Origin of the sequence: Burkholderia stagnalis (genome assembly GCF_902830275.1) — a bacterium.
GTDB classification, from domain to species: domain Bacteria; phylum Pseudomonadota; class Gammaproteobacteria; order Burkholderiales; family Burkholderiaceae; genus Burkholderia; species Burkholderia stagnalis.
In genome coordinates this window covers 213566-231230 of sequence record NZ_CADESW010000005.1, presented here as the reverse complement: position 1 = coordinate 231230, position 17665 = coordinate 213566, and the positions used below count along the sequence as shown (strand labels likewise).

17 protein-coding genes are annotated in these 17665 nt (G+C 69.4%); 4 read left to right on the top strand and 13 right to left on the bottom strand.

What is annotated here, in order from left to right; all coding sequences use genetic code 11:
- Positions 1-85: 85 nt before the first annotated feature.
- The 3 genes from HWY45_RS12075 (at position 86) to HWY45_RS12065 (ending at position 1125) form a co-directional block, all read left to right on the top strand.
- A complete protein-coding gene (locus tag HWY45_RS12075; RefSeq protein ID WP_059557806.1) occupies positions 86-532 on the top strand; it encodes a hypothetical protein in 447 nt (148 codons plus the stop codon).
- Between the two features lie 46 nt (positions 533-578).
- Entirely contained in the window at positions 579-830 is a 252-nt protein-coding gene (locus HWY45_RS12070; protein WP_230946939.1) for an HPr family phosphocarrier protein, read from the top strand.
- A 73-nt stretch (positions 831-903) separates the two neighbouring features.
- Positions 904-1125, top strand: coding sequence for a hypothetical protein (locus tag HWY45_RS12065; protein WP_059810047.1), 222 nt, complete (start codon positions 904-906; stop codon positions 1123-1125).
- 24 nt (positions 1126-1149) lie between these two features.
- On the opposite strand, the gene sctC is transcribed toward HWY45_RS12065, so the two are convergent.
- The 10 genes from sctC to HWY45_RS12015 all read right to left on the bottom strand — a co-directional run bounded on the left by sctC (position 1150) and on the right by HWY45_RS12015 (position 12688).
- Positions 1150-2946, bottom strand: a complete 1797-nt coding sequence (gene sctC / locus HWY45_RS12060) for a type III secretion system outer membrane ring subunit SctC (protein WP_059881487.1) — start codon at positions 2944-2946, stop codon at positions 1150-1152.
- Positions 2947-3063: 117 nt separating this feature from the next.
- Positions 3064-4770: a type II secretion system protein gene (locus HWY45_RS12055; RefSeq protein WP_059881485.1), complete on the bottom strand. Its 1707-nt coding sequence runs from the start codon at positions 4768-4770 to the stop codon at positions 3064-3066.
- Positions 4770-5249 carry a type IV pilus biogenesis protein PilM gene (pilM, locus tag HWY45_RS12050; protein WP_059881483.1) on the bottom strand — a complete coding sequence of 160 codons (480 nt, stop codon included), beginning with the start codon at positions 5247-5249 and terminating at the stop codon, positions 4770-4772. The genes HWY45_RS12055 and pilM overlap by 1 nt, the downstream gene beginning before the upstream one ends.
- A 34-nt stretch (positions 5250-5283) precedes the next feature.
- Complete coding sequence (locus tag HWY45_RS12045) at positions 5284-5841, bottom strand: type 4 pilus major pilin (RefSeq protein ID WP_059881481.1); 558 nt, start codon at positions 5839-5841, stop codon at positions 5284-5286.
- A 32-nt stretch (positions 5842-5873) separates the two neighbouring features.
- Positions 5874-6950, bottom strand: coding sequence for a type II secretion system F family protein (locus HWY45_RS12040; protein WP_059557821.1), 1077 nt, complete (start codon positions 6948-6950; stop codon positions 5874-5876).
- Positions 6940-8538 carry a GspE/PulE family protein gene (locus tag HWY45_RS12035; protein WP_059881479.1) on the bottom strand — a complete coding sequence of 533 codons (1599 nt, stop codon included), beginning with the start codon at positions 8536-8538 and terminating at the stop codon, positions 6940-6942. Before HWY45_RS12035 ends, HWY45_RS12040 begins: the two co-directional genes overlap by 11 nt.
- Positions 8535-9059, bottom strand: coding sequence for a type IV pilus biogenesis protein PilP (gene pilP, locus HWY45_RS12030; RefSeq protein WP_059881477.1), 525 nt, complete (start codon positions 9057-9059; stop codon positions 8535-8537). Before pilP ends, HWY45_RS12035 begins: the two co-directional genes overlap by 4 nt.
- Positions 9049-10338, bottom strand: a complete 1290-nt coding sequence (gene pilO2 / locus HWY45_RS12025) for a type 4b pilus protein PilO2 (RefSeq protein ID WP_059881475.1) — start codon at positions 10336-10338, stop codon at positions 9049-9051. The genes pilP and pilO2 overlap by 11 nt, the downstream gene beginning before the upstream one ends.
- A gap of 11 nt (positions 10339-10349) precedes the next feature.
- On the bottom strand, positions 10350-12095 hold the full coding sequence (gene pilN / locus HWY45_RS12020) for a PilN family type IVB pilus formation outer membrane protein (protein WP_059881473.1): 1746 nt from the start codon (positions 12093-12095) through the stop codon (positions 10350-10352).
- Entirely contained in the window at positions 12095-12688 is a 594-nt protein-coding gene (locus HWY45_RS12015; RefSeq protein ID WP_059881470.1) for a toxin co-regulated pilus biosynthesis Q family protein, read from the bottom strand. The genes pilN and HWY45_RS12015 overlap by 1 nt, the downstream gene beginning before the upstream one ends.
- A gap of 311 nt (positions 12689-12999) precedes the next feature.
- Between HWY45_RS12015 and HWY45_RS12010 the strand changes: the two genes are divergently transcribed.
- Positions 13000-14103, top strand: coding sequence for a type IV pilus twitching motility protein PilT (locus tag HWY45_RS12010; protein WP_059557833.1), 1104 nt, complete (start codon positions 13000-13002; stop codon positions 14101-14103).
- A 171-nt stretch (positions 14104-14274) separates the two neighbouring features.
- Here HWY45_RS12010 and HWY45_RS12005 read toward each other — a convergent pair whose 3' ends face one another.
- Genes HWY45_RS12005 through HWY45_RS11995 form a run of 3 tightly spaced genes read right to left on the bottom strand, consistent with a single transcriptional unit; the run spans position 14275 to position 17615 of the window.
- Complete coding sequence (locus tag HWY45_RS12005; protein ID WP_059881468.1) at positions 14275-15732, bottom strand: secretion protein; 1458 nt, start codon at positions 15730-15732, stop codon at positions 14275-14277.
- On the bottom strand, positions 15729-16478 hold the full coding sequence (locus tag HWY45_RS12000) for a response regulator transcription factor (RefSeq protein WP_059810028.1): 750 nt from the start codon (positions 16476-16478) through the stop codon (positions 15729-15731). The genes HWY45_RS12005 and HWY45_RS12000 overlap by 4 nt, the downstream gene beginning before the upstream one ends.
- A 45-nt stretch (positions 16479-16523) precedes the next feature.
- Positions 16524-17615 carry a sensor histidine kinase gene (locus HWY45_RS11995; RefSeq protein WP_059881614.1) on the bottom strand — a complete coding sequence of 364 codons (1092 nt, stop codon included), beginning with the start codon at positions 17613-17615 and terminating at the stop codon, positions 16524-16526.
- Positions 17616-17665 lie beyond the last annotated feature (50 nt).

The window sequence follows — 17665 nt, the reverse complement described above, 5'->3', positions numbered from 1 at the left end:
ATACACATAAACTTATCCGTACATTATAATCCACGGCTTACCGCCTTTCGTCGGACTTGCGGTCGGTTTCGCGGAGGATGTCGACATGTTCGAGCTGGATGGAGCGTTGCTGTTGCCCGATCGGCGCCCCGTCGCGCTGCGGGACGTCGCGGGAAGCCGGGGGCTCGTCGTCGTGGGCGTCGGGCGTGGCGGCGAGCGCGGATTCCAGATGGTTCACCGCTTCCATGACGTGGGAGAACGGCTCGCGGCGGCAGGGATTCATCTGGCCTTCGTCTATCCGAGGGATTCGGCCCGGCATGTCATGGATCCGATCTCGGTGGCCAGCGCGCGGTTCCGGCGCCATCCGTGCCTGCTGCTCGACGCCGACGGCCGATGTTTCCGGCAAGGCGTGCCGCCTCGATCGCTGCGCGCGGTGTGCCTGGGCAGCGCGCTGGACAGGCTCGCCGGCATCGATATCGATGTGTGCGACGCAGCGTGGGAAAGCGCATTTCTGGCGTTTCTGACGGGCCGCCAGATCGACCTGTCGCACTGAACCCAACGATCCATCCAGAGGCTTCGCAAAGAACGTGGCAACCGTCGTGCACCTTCAAATCGGCCCGGGCTGGAACCGGCATGGCGCGTACGCCGCCCAGGATGCGCTCGTCGGCATGGCACGCCGCTTCGACAGCGACATCCTGCTGATTGCGAACGGGCGCCACGGCAATGCGAAGGACGGCGTGGCGATCGCATCGCTGCAGGTGCGCGGCGGCACGTCCGCTCAAGTGATGGCGACCGGCCCCGATGAAGACGCCGCGCTTCGCGCGCTCCTGCCCTTGCTGCAGGGCGAGTAGCCGGCCTGGCCATTCGATCCCGTACCACCCCGCGCCCCTGGCAAGGGCTTATTTTCTCGATTCCGGAGACGCGATGAGCGACCACGAAACGTCAAACGCCCCCACCATTTCCTCATCCGCGATCTGGGCGCTGGAACGCCTTGCGGAAGTCCGCTACGGACGCGGGACACCCGCGCTCGGCTGGTCCATCACACGGGAACTCATCAGCGCGGGCCTGGTTGACTCGCCCATGAACGGCCGTTCGGGCATTTCGATCACGACGGCCGGCCGGGCCTTCCTGAAGAACCGCAAGTAGCCCCCGCGCCGAACGCATCGGCACTCAAGGCTCGATCACACGCGGCGTCACGAGAAACAGCCGCTCGCTGTGCCCGTCCTGCTTGTCCGTCGAGCGGAACAGCGCGCCGAGCAGCGGCAGCTTCGACAGCACCGGCACGCCCGATTGCGTGTTCGAGCGCGCATCCACCTTGTAGCCCGCGATCAGCAGCGCCTGCCCCTGCTCGATGAATGCCTGCGTGTTGATTTCGGTCGACACGATCACCGGAATGCTGTCGACCGTCTGGTTCGACAACTCGCCGTCGACGATCCGCACGTCGAGCTTGATCTGCGTGCGCCCGCCCTCCTCGACGACCATCGGCAGCACGCGCAGCGACACGCCCGTCGAGATGCTGTACAGGTCGGCCGACGTGTAGCCCGCGACGCGCACGAAGAACTGCTTCTTGTTGTCCATCACCGCCTCGACGTTGTCGAGCGTCGTGACCTTCGGGCTGGCGTCGGTGCGCGCCTGGTTCGACGATTCGAGCGCGTTGATCCGCGTGAGCAGATAGCGGCCCGCGTCGCCGAGCACGGCCGTCAGCGACAGGCCGAGCGGGCTCGCCGGCACGCTCACCGAGTCGTTGCCGGACAGCGAGATCGAGCCGAACGTCGGGTTCAGCGAGCCGTTCGCATACGCATTCTGCGACGTGCGCCCCGTGCCCGTCTGCACGTCGAAATGGCTGTTGTGCGCGCGCCAGTCGACGCCGAGCTGCTTGAGCGCGCCTTCGTCGATCTGGATGATGCGCGCCTCGATCTCGATCAGGCGCGGCTTCACGTCGAGCAGCGCGATGAGGTCCGGGTATTGGGCCATGTGTTCGGGCACGTCGCGCACGAGGATCGAGTTCGTGCGCGGATCGGCCTGGATCACCGGCAGGTCGGACGCGTCGGCCGCGCCCACCGGCACGCCGCTCGCGCCGCCGGTCGCATCGGGCAAGCGCGCCGCGCCGGTATTCGCGAGCGCGGCGGCGACCATGCCGCTCGGCCGCGGGTCGCCACCCTGGCCGCCCGACGGCAGGCCCGCGCCGTCGCCCGGCTGCGCGCCCTGCATGTACGGCGGCAGCGGCGGCAAGGCCGGCACGCCGCTGCGCCCGCCGCCGATGTCCGTCATCGGCGCGGCGCGGCTGATCGGCTTGCCGACCGTGGTCTGCGACGTGCGCTTGCCGTCGCCCGGGTGATACATCCGGTTCAGCAGCGACGCGACGCCGGGCATCGACACCGTCGTGCCGTCGACGTTCACGTCGCGATCGGCGGCCCACGCGTGCTTCAGCGAGAACACGCGGATCGCCGTGCCGCCCGTGCGCGCGGAATTCTCGTCGAGCCGCGCGGCGACGCTCGTCACGAGCTCGACGTAGCGCGGCGGCCCCGCGACGAGCGCGGTGCGCTGCTTCTCGTTGTAGGTGACGGGATAGCGCGGATCGGCCACCTTCATCTGCTCGAGCAGGTCGCGCAGGTCGCCCGTGCTCGCGTGATCGAGCTTGACGAGCGTGCTCTTCATGTCGCTCGCGGGCGTCACGTTCAGCACGGTGCCGTCGTAGTACCAGACGAAGCCGAACGACGCGGCGAGCGTGTCGAGGAAGCGCTGCGGCGACATCTTCATCTTGCCGCTGACGGCGCCGCTCACGCCGGGCGCGACGTTCGCCGCGATGTTCTGGCTCGCGCAGAGGTCGCGCAGCACGTCCTTCACGTCCTTGCCCTCCGCCGCGTACTGGACTTCGGTGCTGCGCCAGCGGATCGGCGCGGCGTCGACGGAAAGGCTCGCGAGCGAGCACAGCAGGGACAGCAATACGGGGATCTTGGCCTTCATGGGGGCGTCCGGTGGGGGCGCGCGGCGGCCGGTCGGACCGGCGCGCGCCGCGAATGGGAGACCCGTGCAGTTAACCGCAGCCGCGCGCGGCGAACGCGGCGCGCGGCGAAGGCGCGTTCAATAGAACGAATTGATGGTCCAGCCGGTGGCGAGGGGGGTCTGGAGGAAGGTCTTCTTGCTGTTGCAGTAGTTCGACGTCCACGGCGTCGCGTTGCGGTCGTAGGTCGCCCAGTTGCTGGACAGCACGACCTTGTAGCCCCGCCGCGGCTCGGCGGCCTGGTTCAGCGTGACGTTGATCGTCGCCGCATCGTCGATGAGCTTCGGCGATTGCGCGTCGCCGTGCGCGATCACCTTGTTGCTCTGAATATCGACGATGTCGACGACGAGCCGCATCTGTCCTTCCCAGCCCTTCGAATTGCAGACCGCGTAGCTCATGTGCATGTACGCGCTCACCGAAATGAGCCCGTTGTTGTCGAGCGTGACGGGGCGTTCGATCCGGTACGTGTAGGTGCCGTCCTCCGCGTAGCTGATGAACGAGCCGTTCGGATAGCCGCCGGTGTAGGTGTACGAGCATTGCGAGAAATCGGTCGCGCCCGGCGTCGCCATCAGGATCTGGCAGTCCACGTCCGTGCTGCCGATCTTGATCCCGGACTGCGGCAGCCATTTGCCGTCCTGGCAGGACAGCACTTGTCCGTCCTTGCCCATCGATATGAGGCCGGCGTCTGGACGACTCTTGTCGGGCGCGCACGGTGTATTGACGACGACGCGCCCGGTGATCTCGTACTGGTTCGCGGAGACGACGCCGGGCACGATCAGGTTGTCGTTCTGGTCGACCGCGAGGGCCTGCCAGGCGGCGCCTGTCCATGCATACGCGCGGAATTTGTCGAGCGTGAGGCGCACGTCGCCCTTCTCGTTCACCTTATCGGCAGGCGGGGTGTTCTCCGGGTCGACGGGCAGCTCATTCGCCGTGTCGACAGGATTTTTCCAGTGGCCACCGGCGCCGCGCCACATGCCGTTCTTGCAGCTCAGCAGATTGCCGGCCGCGTCGGCGCCGAGCTTACCGTTCGCGTAGCTGCCGGCCGTTCCGCAGTGTTCGTCGTCCTTCGTGCCCTCGACGTACGTGTGCGTCAGCCAGATCGGCACTTGCATCGCGTTCGCCTCCGGATGGCCGGTGACGCCGACGCGGTACAGGTAATCGCTGTTGATCTGCTGGCCCGGCCCGTTGAAGAAGATCTCGTTCGCGAGGTGTCCCGTGTTCGGCGGCGCGGTGTCGGCCGGATCGCACTTCGGCGAACTGCCGCCGAGGAACGCGCCGAGCGGCATCCGCCATGCGTCGAAAGCGCCGCGCGCCTCCGCCGGAAAGCGCGCGCTGATCGAGCCGCCGCCCGGCCCCGCGCTCGCGGCGACGAGGCCGAGTTCCTTGTCGCCGATCGGCTCGCCGCCCGTCGTCACGACGAGCGCGTCGAGCCCGACGCTGCCCGCGCTCCGCTTGATGAGCACGCACGTGTGCTGGCCGTACGCGTTCGTCGAGCGGAGTGCGGCGGGCAGATCGTTCGTCGTCTGCAAATCGGTCAGCTTCATCACGATGGGCGTCAACTTGTTCGCGCGCTGCCACCAAGCATCGTAATCGCGCTTCAACGCACGCGTGGCCGCCGCCGTCACCTGCGACTGGTATTGCGCGGCCTGCTGCGCGCGCACGTCGTCGAGCGACGTGTCGACCAACATCGCGATGCCGGCGAGCATCACTGCGGCGATCGCCAGCGCGCCGAGCACCTCGATCAGCGAGAAGCCGCGCGCGCGGCGGCGGGAAGACATGAAACGCATCAGTATGCTTGCCCCATCCAGACCGGCAGGCCGTTCGCGATCGTCAGCCCGGCGGGCAGCGGCACGCCGTCCGCCGGCGCGTTCGGATTCGCGTTGCCGGGGCGCACGACCGCGTTTCGGTATGCGACGCCCGCGAACAGCGAACCGTCGGCAAGCGTCGCGATCTCGCCCGTGACATTGACGGACGGTGCCGCCGACGCATACGCGACAACGGTGCCGTCCCTGACGAAGTTGCGCCATAGCGGGTTCGGTCCCGGGTACCACGCGGGAAGCGGAAGCTTCGTGTCAGGCACCGCGCCACGCGTGCCGGGATGCGTGCGCGCGTAGTCGAGCGTCGCCTGCCGGTAGATCGCGAGGTTTTCGGCAAGCGCTTGCGCGGTGCGCTCCGGCTGCAGCGCGGGCACGGCGGACGAGCCTTGCAGCGTCGCGTAGATGGCGGCGATCGATGCAATGGCCAGTGCTGCGGCGAGGGCGTACATGGGCTAGGCGGAAATGGCGAAAGAGTCGGTGGCGTCAGTTCGACGTCCAGGTGATCGTGGTGTTGTCCGCGCAGGCCGCCGTCGCGTCGGTCGGAGAAACCGGATATGGGATTGCTCGGCCGTTCTGGCCAATCGCCACCGTCCGCCAGTTGCCGCCCGCCGTCAGCGTGTTAATGCAGATGTCGCGCGGGACGTTCGTGTACGCCACGGTGAAAGTCTGCCCTTGCCCCGTCACCGCCACATTCCCGCCCCATGCGTTCGATACGACTGCACCGTTAACAGGCAGCGTGCTCGGAAAGACTCGCGCCGCAACCAGGTTCGCATTGAGGTCAGCACCATTCCCATAGTTATTCACCTGCCCCATATAAAGCTTCTTCGTCCCCGTCTGAATCGCATTCAGCTCCTCCGCGAGCCGATTCGTATTCGCGCTGGAAAACGCCGACCCGAGCAGCGCGATCGCGCCGACGATCACGATCGCGGCAACGCCGAGATACGCGATGCTCTCGAGCAGCGATGCACCGCGCTCCTTGCGATGCCGCCGGCAAAACGCCGGTTCATGTCGATAAGCGGGATGATTAGCGAGTGGTTTCATCTGGTCTTCTCCTGAATTGAAAGTGCGCGACGTCAATGCATCGCGCGCGTCATCGCGGCGATTTCCTGCTGGATACCGAAGAAGCCCGTCACGAGCCAGCCGATCAGCATCGCGAGCACGACGATCGCAATGCCGTTCAGCACGCGCATCTGCGCGGCGATCCGCGTGACGCCCTCTTCGAGCCATTCGTCGGCGAGCATCTTGAGCGCCGCGTCGAAGCCGCCGTACTCGGCGTAGATGCACAGATCCTCGACGATCTCGCGCGACGGAAAGTGATAGCCGGCGTTGAGCAGCGCCTCGCCGGCGTTGAGGCCCGACTTCACGCCGACCAGCGTGTCGTCGATCCGCTCGCGCAGCCACGGCCCCGCGACCGCGCCGATCTTGAGCAGCGCCTTCTCGACCGTGACGCCCGACGCCTGCAGCGCCGAGAACGCGATCAGGAAGCCGCTGCCCGTGACGAGCCGGTAGATCGAATAAGGCGGCACGCGGTCCGCCACGATGCGCAGCGGGCCGCGCCAGCGCGGCAGCGACCACGCGAGCGCGGCGAACACCGCGACGAGCAGCACGACCACCACAGGCATCCACCCCTGCACGAACTCCGACATCACGTACAGCGAGCGCGCGGCGCCATGCCAGTGCGTCGGATCGGCGATCATCGCGAACTTGGGGATCACGTGCGTGCCGAACAGGTACAGGTAGCCGATCACCATCACGACCAGCCCGACCGGATACGCGACGCCGCCCGTCACCGCGCGGCGGATCTTGCGGCCCGACTGCACGATGTCGGCCACCGACGCGAGCGCGTCCTCGATGCGTCCCGCCTGCTCGCCGGCCGCGATGATCATCTGCTCGGTCGCGGGCACCCACGTTTCCATCGCCTCGGACAGCATCCGGCCGTTCTGCACCGCAAGCCGCCAGTCGGACAGCACGATCGCGAGCGGCTCGCGCGGCTTGCGGCCCTCGCGCGACGCGCGCCATTCGAGCTCCTCGAGCACCTTGAGCAGCGGCAGCCCGTTGCCGAGCATCTTCGCGACCTTGCGGTACACGCGCAGCCGCTCGTCGGCGTTCAGGCTGAGCTTCGCCCAGCGGCGATTCAACTCAAGTGCCATAACTCAGCCCGACGAGCGACAGCTGCTGCCGCGCCTCGCCCGCCACCGGCGCGAGCGTGCCGACGATGCGCTCGACGCCGCGCGGATCGACGAGCCCCGCCGCGACCTTGCGCAGCGCGTGCTCGGCAAGCGTCATCCCGCCTAGCGTGCGAGTCCAGTATTCGAGCGCGCCGACCTTGTCGCCGTCGCGCAGGTATTCGAACAGCCGCGCATCGGGCAGGATCACTTCGGCCACCACCGTGCGGCCGATCGTGCCGACCGAACGGCAATGCTCGCAGCCGTCGCCCGCGATGCACACGTCGTGCAGCCTTCCATCGAGCGCGAGCCGCAGCCGCGCGAACAGGCCCGGCTCGATCCGCTCCGGATGATCGACGAGCCGCAGCTTGCAATCCGGGCACAACAGCTTCACGAGACGCTGGCTGATGAGCCCGGAGACCACCGTGTGATCGGTAACCATCCGCGCGTGCAGGCCGAGATCGATCAGGCGGTCGGCGATCGCGAGCGCGCTGTTCGCATGCACCGTCGTCCACACCTGGTGGCCCGTCATCGATGCGCGCAGCGCCGTCTGCCCGGACGCGCGGTCGCGGATCTCGCCGATCATGATCGTGTCGGGATCGAGCCGCATCGCGTTCGTGATCGCCGCCGCGAACGCGAGCGCGCGCGCGTCCTCCGTCTGCGCATTCGCCACCGGCGTCTGCACCGCGCCGTCGATCGGATACTCGATCGGATCCTCGACCGTGATCACGTGCAGGCTGCCGCGCGACTCGTCGATCTGCGCGGCGAGCATGCGCTGCAGCGTCGTCGATTTGCCGGAGCCGGTCGGGCCGCTGATGATGTTCATCCCGTGCGGCTGCGCGCGCAGCGCGCGGAACGCAGCCACGTGCTCGGGCGCGAAGCCGAGCGCCGCGAGATCGGTCGAGTCGCCCGCATCGTTGTACAGCAGCCGCAGCACCATCAGGCTGCCGTCGCTCGTCGGCGTCGTCGCGATCCGCACGCCGTACAGGTCGTCCGGCAGCTTGTCGCGATCGCCGATGCTCGCGTCCTGCCGCTCGCTCGGCCGGTAGCTGTTGTCGGACACGGTCGTCATCGCGCCGTACAGCGTCGCGAGCAGCCGCTCGCCGTGCTCGCGCGTGTGCTCGTTCACGCGCGCGAGCTCGTTGTGAATCCGGAAGTAGACCTCGGTGCTGAAGCGGCGCACGCGGATATGGATGTCCGACGCGCGCTCGCGGCACGCGCGGCCGATCAGCTCCTTCGCGAGCACCTGCATCACCGTGTGATCGAGCCGCTCGCCGCCGCCCGCGACATGCTGCCGGTACGCCTCGCGCACCTGCGTCAGCGTCGCGGCCGTCGGCCGGTACGGCCGGCCCATCCGGTCGAGCCGCGCGCGATACGACAGCACGAACGGGTTCATCTCGTGGCCGTCGGCGATCAGCAGGCGCCCGTCGTCGAACAGGCAGACGAACTTGCGCTCCTCGACGCTCGCGGCGAAGTCGCCCGCTTCGCTGACCGCACGCGGCTGCGCGGCGGGGGCGGCGGGCGGCGTCGCATGCGCGAACGCCGGCTCGGGTCGATGCGCGCCCCGGCTCATGAACCGCTCGCCGGCAGGGTGGGCTGCGTCGGCAGCGGCGGCGCCGCGTCGGCCGGCAGCGGCGGATTGCCCGCATAGGAAGACGACGGCGACGCCGTCGACAGCCGCACCGTGCGCCCGCGATTCGACACGACGACCGCGCGCGGCTCGATCGCGACGACGCGCCCGCCGTCCGGCAGCGCGTCGCCGCGCTGCACCTCGAATTCCGCGCCGCCGTTCATCCGCAGCGTCGCGAACGCGCGCTTGCCGACGCCTTCGATCGCCGTCACCGTGAACTGCCCGGCAGGCGGCGCGCCGCCGCCGAGCACACGCGCGAGCTGCGCGGTACGCTCGATCACTTGCTGCTGTGTCTCGAGCTTCTTCAGCTGCGCCTGCAGCAGCACCGTCTCGCTTTGCAGCTGCGTGAGCCGTGCGGCGGTCGCGCCGCTGTCGTCGAGCGACGCGGGCCCCGCCGCGCGCGCGGCGCCGGCGAGCAACGCCAGGCCCAGCACGCACGTCGTTCGGACACGACTATTTCGCATAGAGCACTCCTTCGAGAGTCCACTGGTTGTTCTGGTAAGCGATGCGCTGCACGCGCAGCCCCGGCACGTCGATCGCGCGCACGAACTCGGGCGGCGCCACGCCGCCGAGGTTCGCGGTGAGCCGGTACGTGCGCCACGCGGTCGCGGCGGCCGCCTGCTGCGCGAGATTCGCGAGCTGCGCCTGCGACGCCTGGCCGGGAAGCAGCTCGTCGAGTTTAGCGGCGGCATCGAGCCATTGGAGCCGCGACAGAAGTTGCGTCCTGACAGCCGAATCGTCGACGAGCGGCGTGTCTCCCGCGGCCGGCGCGACGAGCGGCACGTCGAGCGACGCGCGTTCGCCGTCGGTGTCGACAATTGCGTCGGGCTCCACGGCGAGCAGGTAGCGCACGTTCGAGCCGTTGCGCGCCCATCCATAGTGCGCGGTGCCCGGCGTGCATTCGTAGCGGTCGAGCTGCCAGCCGCCCGGCGCGAGCCGGCCGAAGCTTGCGGCGCACGCACGCGCGAAGCCGACCGCGTCGGGCAGCGTCGCCCACGGGTGTGCGATCGGGCCGCCCTTCGCCTGCCGCGCGGCGAGCTCCGCGCGCACGCGTTCGAGCGCCGCCTCGCGTTCCTCGGCCTCGACCTTCGTGCGATGGTGCCAATACGCGAACCCCGCGCCGGCCGCGACGCACACGACCGTCGCCGCGATCAGCGCGGCGCGCGGCGACAGGCGCCGCTCGACCGGCCGCAGCGCCCACCAGCGCTCGGTGCGCGGCCGGCCGCCGCGGCGCGGCAGCAGTTCGTCGAGGCGTTTGGGCTGGAAATTCTGGAACCCCTGCTTCTCGAGCTCCGGCTCGCCGATCACGACGTTCCAGCCGCCCCACGCATAGTCGGTATGCAGCCGTTCCAGCGCTTCGTCGCGCGTGCCGACCCAGTCGCCGTTCGGCATGAACGCGTGGTCGCGCACCGCGAAGTAGGCCCAGCGCCCGTCGGGCAGCGCGAACGCGCCGAGCCAGTTCGGCGCGGGCTGGCGGCGGCCGTTGTAGAACGCGCCTTCGAGCGCGATCGCGCGCGACACCATCGCGCCGAGCGACAGATGCCCGGGCGCAAAGCCGTCGCGCGTGTTCGCATAACCGGCCGCCGCGACGCCGCGATCGATCCGCAGCACCATCAGGTCGAACTTCAGCTTCTTCGCGAGCTCGACCGCTTCGGCGCGCAGCTCGTTGCGCCTCGACAGCGACTGCCAGAACAGGCCGCCGACAAAGCGCTGGCGGCCGATTTGAATCACCTGCGCGCTCATCGCCGGCTCCGTCAGGCGCCGCCGCGCTGCGTGACGGGCGTGATCAGGATCACGATCACCTCGCGCTGGCGCTGCGCCTCGTAGCCGCCGCCGAGCGCGATCATCTTCGGCGTGCCGACGCCGCGCTCGTCGAGCGAATCGTTCGCGCCTTCGTAGCCGCTGATGACGAGCGTCTCGCCCGATTTCATCGCGACCCGCTGCAGGAAGTTGCGCATGTCGACGTTGGGCGTCTGGATGCGCGTCGCGCCGCTGCCCGTGCTGCTCGACACGTCCTTCAGCTCGAGCAGCGACGAGATGTTGGTCGAGAACTGCAGCATCACGGTGCCGTCGTCGAGCACGTGCGGCAGCAGCGTCATGTTGAAGCCGGTCGTCACGGTGCCCGGCGTGAGCGCCGTCGACGAGCCGACGTTCGCGGTGTTGGTGGTCGACACCGACGCGAGGTAGCCCGTCTGCGTCGCGACCTGCACAGGCACCGGCTGGTTGTTGAGCGTCGTGACCGACGCCGACGTCTTGCGCCGCACCGTGCCCTGCTGCGACAGCGCGCGGATCAGCAGCTTCGTGCCGTTGAAGCGGCTCGTCGGGCTGAGCACGGTCGCGGCGAGATCGGCGGGCGACGTCAGCGCCGCCGGCTTGAACGGATTGGTGATGCCGAAACTCGCCGACATCGTCTTGTAGACGAGGCTCCAGTCGATCCCGTACGCGTCGCCCGCCTTCAGCGACACGCTGAGCACGGTCACGTTCAGCATCACCTGCCGCGACAGCGAGCGGTTCTGCTGCGTCATGAACGTGGCGACGCGCTCGAGCACGTCGGGCGTATCCGTCACCGAGATCGAGCCGGTGGCCGGCGACGACACCGAGCTGCCGTAGCGCGACAGCATCGACTGGATCGCGCTCTGCAGGCCGTTGAACACCGACAGCTGCGAATTCACCGCGGTGTTCGCCGTGTTGTTCGCGGTGAGGCCCGACGTATTGCCATTCCCGCCGTTCGTGCCGCCGCCCGAGCCGCCGGACTGCGAACCGCCCGACGTGCCGTCGCTCGTCGCGCCGCTCACGACCGACGCGTTCAGCGACGAATCGCCGGGAATCGCGTTGACCTGGAACGTGCGGGTATCGGTGAAGAAGAAGCGGATCGCGCCCTGCTCGTATTTCCAGAACACGCCGAAGCGCGCGCACGCCGCGTCGAGCAGGCCGCGCAGCGTGCCGCCCGTGTACAGGATCCGCGCCGGCGCGAACGACGTGCCGCCGCCTGCGCCGCCGCCGCCCGCGTTGCCGCCGCCGGACGATGCGCCGCCCGGCATGCCGGGCGGCAGCGGCGGCACCGAGCGCCCGCCCGCCGCGTCGAGGAACGCGGGCGCGCTGCGCGCGGCGCCGTCCGCGCCGCCGCCCTGCTGCGAACGCGCGGCCGCCTGCTGGGCGCTGGCGGCGACCTGGGTCGGCACCTGCGTGAGCCGCGTGATCTGCTCGGCGAATTCGGACAACGAAGAGACCGAGCGATCAAACGACGCCGGCTCGTCGAACAGCGACGGCAGCTGTTCGCCGTGCTGCAGCTTGACGGTGCCCGCCGATACCCACAGCCCGTCGTTCACGACGACGGGCGACAGCGCATGCACGCTGTTGTCGCCGTCGAGTGCGCGCTTCACGAGCGCGCCGGATTCATTCGAATCGCGCTGCGTATCCCGTTCGATGCCGCTGCGCAGCCCGGTGCAGCCGCCCAGCAGCACGGCGGCTAATAACGAAATGGCGAGAAAGATGCGCATCAGCCCGCTCCTTGCGCGACGACGCGCAACACATGATTGCCTTGATAAAGAATCGCCTGGATCGGCGTCGACGTACGGCCGAGGCTCGCGACGAGCGCCTGCAGCGCGTCCTCGAACGAGCCGCGCAGCGTCGCCTGCGCATCGATGCTGAAATCGACCGGCGCGTCCCACACGAGCTGCCAGCCCGCCGTGCGCGCCCAGCGCGACAAAACGCCGCGAATCGTGCCGTCGGAGGCGCGCACGTCCCAGGTGGGCAGGTTCGCCACGGGCGGCGGCACGGGCCGCGTGGCCGGGGCTGGCGTGGCGCCCGCCTGCGCCTGCGCCTGCGCCTGCGCCTGCGCCTGCGCCTGCGCCTGCGCCTGCGCCTGCGCCTGCGTTTGCGTTTGCGCCTGCGTTTGCGCCTGCGTTTGCGCCTGCGCCGCCCGCGGCACGTCGCCGCGCTGCGCGGTCAGCGGCGCGTGATCGAAGCGCTCGGCAAATGGGCTGGCCGGTGCCGGCTCGGTGCCGGCGGGCGTGCCGCTCGCCGCGCAATCGGTTGCAAGAAGCGCGAACGCGATGAACGCGGCCGCGGCGACCGTAGCGCCGTGCATCATGATTGTCCTCGTTACTCGACTGCTGCCGTGCGCCGCTGGCCCCGCGCTTTGCCGCCCGATGACCCCGGATGTCGTGTCCGGCGCCTCGGGCCGCCTGCGCGGCCTCAATGGGCTTTCCGGACCCGGGATTAGCGCGGCTGTACATAATAGGTCTACGCACGCAGTCGCATTATTGAAGTGATTATTGCGCGGCAAATATACCCCGAACAGTTTGACAAAAGCTAGTTTGCGTGCAAAATTGAATAGACCATTCAAATTTCCCGCCCGCGCGTAATGCGCCGTCCTTTTCAATCACTCGAATCGCCATCAAGATGAACCAGCATGCTGCCGCCCCGCTGCGCGATCTCGCCGGCGAAGTGCTCGGCCTGATCGATCTGAAGCAGATGTTCACCGACATCCACATCGAGCAGGATCGCCCCGTCACGATCAAGACGCCGCGCGGCTGGGTCGAGACGAGCGACGAACCGGTGCTTCTCGACGACATGCGGCCGCTGCTCGACGCCATCGACGAGCACTGGGAGAGCGCGCTGCGTCAGGGCACGCTCGACCGCCCGTTCGTCCTCACGCGCTGCCGGCTGCGCTGCCACGTATATCGCGCAGGCGGCGGCCGCAAGATCGTGATCTCGATGCGCCGCCTGCCGCTCAAGCCGCTGCCCCTCGAGGAACTCGGCCTGCCCGTCTACGTGCGCTCGATGCTCGACAACACGAAGGGCATCATCCTCGTCACCGGCCCGACGGGCTCGGGCAAGACGACGACGATCGCGTCGCTGCTCGAGCACATCAACGCGACGCGCAACACCCATATCGTCACGATCGAGGAGCCGATCGAATACTATCTGGAGCGCCGCCAGTCGATCATCTCGCAACGCGAAGTGCCGACCGATACGCCGAATTTCCCGCACGGGCTGCGCGAGGCGCTGCGGCAGAAGCCGGACGTCGTGATGGTCGGCGAGGTGCGCGACGCGCAGACGGCCGACACGCTGCTGCAGGCGGGCGAATCCGGGCATCTCGTGCTCGCGACGATGCACACGGGCAGCGCGGTCAGCGCGCTCAACAAGCTGCTGTCGTTCTTTCCGGTCGAGCAGCGCGACCGGCACGCGGTCGCGCTCGCCGAATCGCTGATCGGCATCGTCTGCCAGAGCCTCGTGCCGAGCGCGGACGGCGAAAGCCTCGTGCTCGCGAGCGAGCTGCTGTTCAACAACAACAACCAGGTCGCAAAGCTGATCGCGGATCCGGCCAAGCTGCACCTCGTCAACGAGTTCCTGCGGCGCCGCGAGGACAACATGTCGCGCTCGCTGAACGACGATCTCGCCGCGCTCGCGGCCCGCAACCGGATCACGGCGAAGGACGCATTACGGGCGACTTACAATCGGCTCGAACTGAATGAAATGATGCAGTCCATTGTTAATCGATAGACGTACGCAGCCGGGCCGGCATTTTTATCGCCGATCTAAAAACGAAAAAAAATCAGATAAACACGCACGGATCGCACGTTAATTGACCGGCCGCATTAATTTAAAAAGTCGCGCTCGATCGTGCGTATAAATCGTGCGCGATCGCCGTTTTAATAATGAGCGAAATTGGCATCAATTGCCGAGCAGGCGCGTTTGCGTGCTGAGGCCGAGGCCGGCCGCCGGATGCGCGCGTGACGGCGCATGCGTGCGCGGCGCGGGCTTCGCGGTGTCCGGCGCACGGGCGACCGGGCTGGCGGGCGGCGGCGCAACGCGCGGCGTCACCAGGACGAGCCGCTGCTCGCCGCGCCCGTCGGCGGGCGGCAGCGCGAGCGCCGCGCATTCTCCTGCCGAGAGCGTCACGTCGGACACCGTGTCGCGCGACGGCGCGCCCCCGCTCGCCCAGCGCTCGACGATCCGCAGGTCGAGCGCGTAGCGGCCCGCCTGCGCGGTTTCGTGCGGCGTGATGCGCATCGCGAAGCCGTTGCGCTGCGCGTCGAGCGAGCGCGCATCGCCGTCGCCGGACGGCACGAACGCCTGCCGCAACCGGCCAAAATCGGCGCTGCCGTCGGGCAGCGTGAGCGTCGAGCCGTCGGCGTCGATCGACGCGTCGCCGCGCGCGGCCAGTTCGGCGATGCGCGCACGGGCCGGCGCGCAGCCGTCCGGTGCGGGCGCGATCGCGACGCGCGGGGCGCCGGCCGCCTGCGTGCCGTCGCGCCACCGCAGCCCGAGCGCATCGAGCCGGGCGGGCGCCAGCGTCGCGCCGAACGCATCGATCCGGATCGGTGCCGGCAGCGTATCGAGCTGCGCGACGAGTCGCGCGTCGCGGGCGAGCCGCGCGGGCACGTCGCGGATCAGCACGGTGTTCGAGCGTGCGTCCGCGTCGACGATCGGCAGCGTCGCGGTGAATTCGCGCACGCCCGGCACCGCGCGCGGCGCGAGGCCGTCCTGCTCGAACCGGCGGCGCAGCCGCGTCGCGAGGCCCGGCAGCGGCGCATCGTCACCTTCGCCGCTCACGAGCCGATCGGCCGCCGTGCGCGTGCGCAGCCGGAACGCGCGCGTCTCGGTGCGCACGCGCGCCTGCGCGGCCTCGTCCAGCGCGCGCGCGGCGGACAACACCAGCGCGACATAGCGCGGCGGGCCGGCAACCCGCACGATCCGCGCCGCGTCGTCGTAGCCGGGCTGCCAGCGCGCATCGGCGATCCGCTGCCGCGCGAGCGTCGCGCGCAGCTCGGCCAGCGTCGCGTAGTTGAGCCGCACGGCCGCGCGCTCGAACGCAGCGGGCGCGACGAGTTGCAGCACCGCGCCGTCGTAGTACGACGCGAGCCCGCACGCCTGCGCGACCCGGTCGACGAAACGCTGCGGCGGCAGCGCGTCGCGCGCGTCGAACCGGCACGGCGTGTCTGTCTTGATGTCGATGGCGACGCCCGAGCGTCGGCTCAGCTCGCTCAACGCGTCGGCGGCGTTCACCGGCCCGACGCGATAGTCGAAGCGGGCGAGCGGCCACGTGAGCGGCACCGCGTGCAGCGCGGGCGCATGGCCCGCGAGCGCCAGCGCCAGCGCGGCAGCCGATGCGGCCGCACGCCGCGTCACGATGCGCGATCCGCCGGTTCCGCGTCCGCGCCCAGGTTCAGCCGATAGCCGGTCGCGTAAGCGGCTTGCACGGCCCAGCCGAGGCCCGCCGCCTTCAGCCGGCTGCGCAGCCGGCTCACGTACATGTCGACCGAGCGGGTCTGCGCGTTCGCTTCCGCGCCCCACACGAGCCGCAGCAGGTCCTGCCGCTGCACGACGGTGCCCGGATGCTCGGCCAGATGCCACAGGATGTCGAACTCCTTCGCGCTGAACGCATGCGACGCGCTGCCGTCGGACACGCTCAGCGTCGCGCGCGACAGCGTGTAGCCGCCGAGCTGCATGCGCCCGCTGTCGACCGACAGCGCCGCGAAGCGCCGCAGCAGCGCGCGCACGCGCGCGAGCAGCGTCTGTTTTTCGAGCGGCTTGATGAGGAAATCGTCCGCGCCGGCGTCGAGGATCTTCACGATGTCCTCTTCGTCCGAATGCACGGTCTGGAAGATCACGGGGACGATCGAGCGCGCGCGGCCGCGCACCCACGCGAGCAGCCGCTCGCCCGTCATCCCGGGCAGATCCCAGTCGAGCAGCAGCAAGTCGGCCCAGCTCTCGCCGAGGAAGCGGCGCGCGTCGAGGCCGTCGTCGAACGCCTCGACGCGGTAGCCCTCGGCCTTGAGCCAGGTGACGAGCAGCGTGCGCTGCACCGGATCGTCCTCGACGACGACGATCTGCTTGGGCTGCTGCACGTTGCGCTGCATGTTCGGTTCGGACATCGTGGAAATAGGGGTCGTCAAGCGAAAAAGAAAAAACGCGCGCGCTCAGCCGTCCGGTGCGACGCTTGCGCGCCAGCGCGCGACGCCTTCCGGCACGGCCGGCGGCGCATCGTGGGCGGACGCCGGCGCAAGCATCGGCACGCGCAATACGAAGGTCGTGCCGACGCCGCGATTCGATTCGGCATACAGCGTGCCCGCATGCGCGGCCGCCACCTGCGCGGCGAGCTGCAGCCCGAGGCCGAAGCCCATCGAGCCGCGCTTCGCGAGCGGCGCGAAATCGGTCATGCGCGCATCCGGCACGAGGCCCGGCAGGCCGCCGGCCCAGTCGCGGATCGTCACTTCCGCGTGCGCGTCGCGCACGTGCAGCCGGATCTCGACGCGCGCGCCCTGCCGCGACGCCTGCACCGCGTTGTCGACGAGGTTCTGCAGCGCGCGGGCGACGAACACGCGCGCGCCGCGCAGCCACAGCGGCGTGGCGTCGTCGAGCCACAGCTGCAGCGCGACGCCGCGATAGACGGCGCCCACTTCGAGCTTCGGCACGAGCTCGCGCAGCATCGTGCGCAGGTCGAAGCGCACGAAATGCCGTTGCCGGAGATCGTCCGCCGCCGACGCGACGAGGTAGTCCTGGCCGAGCAGCAGCGCGTGCCGCGCGAGCTGCTCGATCCGCCCGAGGCCGCCGCACGCGGCGAACGCGTCCGGATCGGCGTCGTGGAGCTGGGTCAGCGCGAGGATCGAATTCTGCGGCGAACGCAGGTCGTGCGCAAGAAAGCGCAGCGACGCGACGCGCTCGTCGAGCGCGCGCCGCAGCGGCGTGACATCGGCCACCGTGACCGTCGCGGCGATCTCCGGATCGTGCTCGACCCGCTGCAGCGTCAACCACAGGATCGCATCGTCGGTTTCGAATTCGAATCCTTGTTCGAGTGCGTCGAACAGCGCGGCGGCATCCGCGAGCGCCGCGCTCGCCGCATCGCCGAGCATCGCGCGCAGCGGCAGCCCGGCGGGCAGCGTGCGGCCGAACAGCGCGTGCGCACGCGCGGTGGCCGCGAGAATCGCGCCGTCATGGTCGAGCGCGAGCGTGCCCCATGCCTGCCTGGCCTGCATCACGTCGAAGATCCGGGCATCGGCCCGTGGCGGCACGCTCACGTTCTGCTCCGGCGGACGTCATGGTCCGCGAATGATTGGACGGG

What these genes read in the sequence shown, in the direction of transcription:
- HWY45_RS12075 (WP_059557806.1), top strand. Translation starts at nt 86, where the DNA reads ATGTTCGAGCTGGATGGAGCGTTGCTGTTGCCCGATCGGCGCCCCGTC.
- HWY45_RS12065 (WP_059810047.1), top strand. Translation starts at nt 904, where the DNA reads ATGAGCGACCACGAAACGTCAAACGCCCCCACCATTTCCTCATCCGCG.
- sctC (WP_059881487.1), bottom strand. Translation starts at nt 2,946, where the DNA reads ATGAAGGCCAAGATCCCCGTATTGCTGTCCCTGCTGTGCTCGCTCGCG.
- HWY45_RS12055 (WP_059881485.1), bottom strand. Translation starts at nt 4,770, where the DNA reads ATGCGTTTCATGTCTTCCCGCCGCCGCGCGCGCGGCTTCTCGCTGATC.
- pilM (WP_059881483.1), bottom strand. Translation starts at nt 5,249, where the DNA reads ATGTACGCCCTCGCCGCAGCACTGGCCATTGCATCGATCGCCGCCATC.
- HWY45_RS12045 (WP_059881481.1), bottom strand. Translation starts at nt 5,841, where the DNA reads ATGAAACCACTCGCTAATCATCCCGCTTATCGACATGAACCGGCGTTT.
- HWY45_RS12040 (WP_059557821.1), bottom strand. Translation starts at nt 6,950, where the DNA reads ATGGCACTTGAGTTGAATCGCCGCTGGGCGAAGCTCAGCCTGAACGCC.
- HWY45_RS12035 (WP_059881479.1), bottom strand. Translation starts at nt 8,538, where the DNA reads ATGAGCCGGGGCGCGCATCGACCCGAGCCGGCGTTCGCGCATGCGACG.
- pilP (WP_059881477.1), bottom strand. Translation starts at nt 9,059, where the DNA reads ATGCGAAATAGTCGTGTCCGAACGACGTGCGTGCTGGGCCTGGCGTTG.
- pilO2 (WP_059881475.1), bottom strand. Translation starts at nt 10,338, where the DNA reads ATGAGCGCGCAGGTGATTCAAATCGGCCGCCAGCGCTTTGTCGGCGGC.
- pilN (WP_059881473.1), bottom strand. Translation starts at nt 12,095, where the DNA reads ATGCGCATCTTTCTCGCCATTTCGTTATTAGCCGCCGTGCTGCTGGGC.
- HWY45_RS12015 (WP_059881470.1), bottom strand. Translation starts at nt 12,688, where the DNA reads ATGATGCACGGCGCTACGGTCGCCGCGGCCGCGTTCATCGCGTTCGCG.
- HWY45_RS12010 (WP_059557833.1), top strand. Translation starts at nt 13,000, where the DNA reads ATGAACCAGCATGCTGCCGCCCCGCTGCGCGATCTCGCCGGCGAAGTG.
- HWY45_RS12000 (WP_059810028.1), bottom strand. Translation starts at nt 16,478, where the DNA reads ATGTCCGAACCGAACATGCAGCGCAACGTGCAGCAGCCCAAGCAGATC.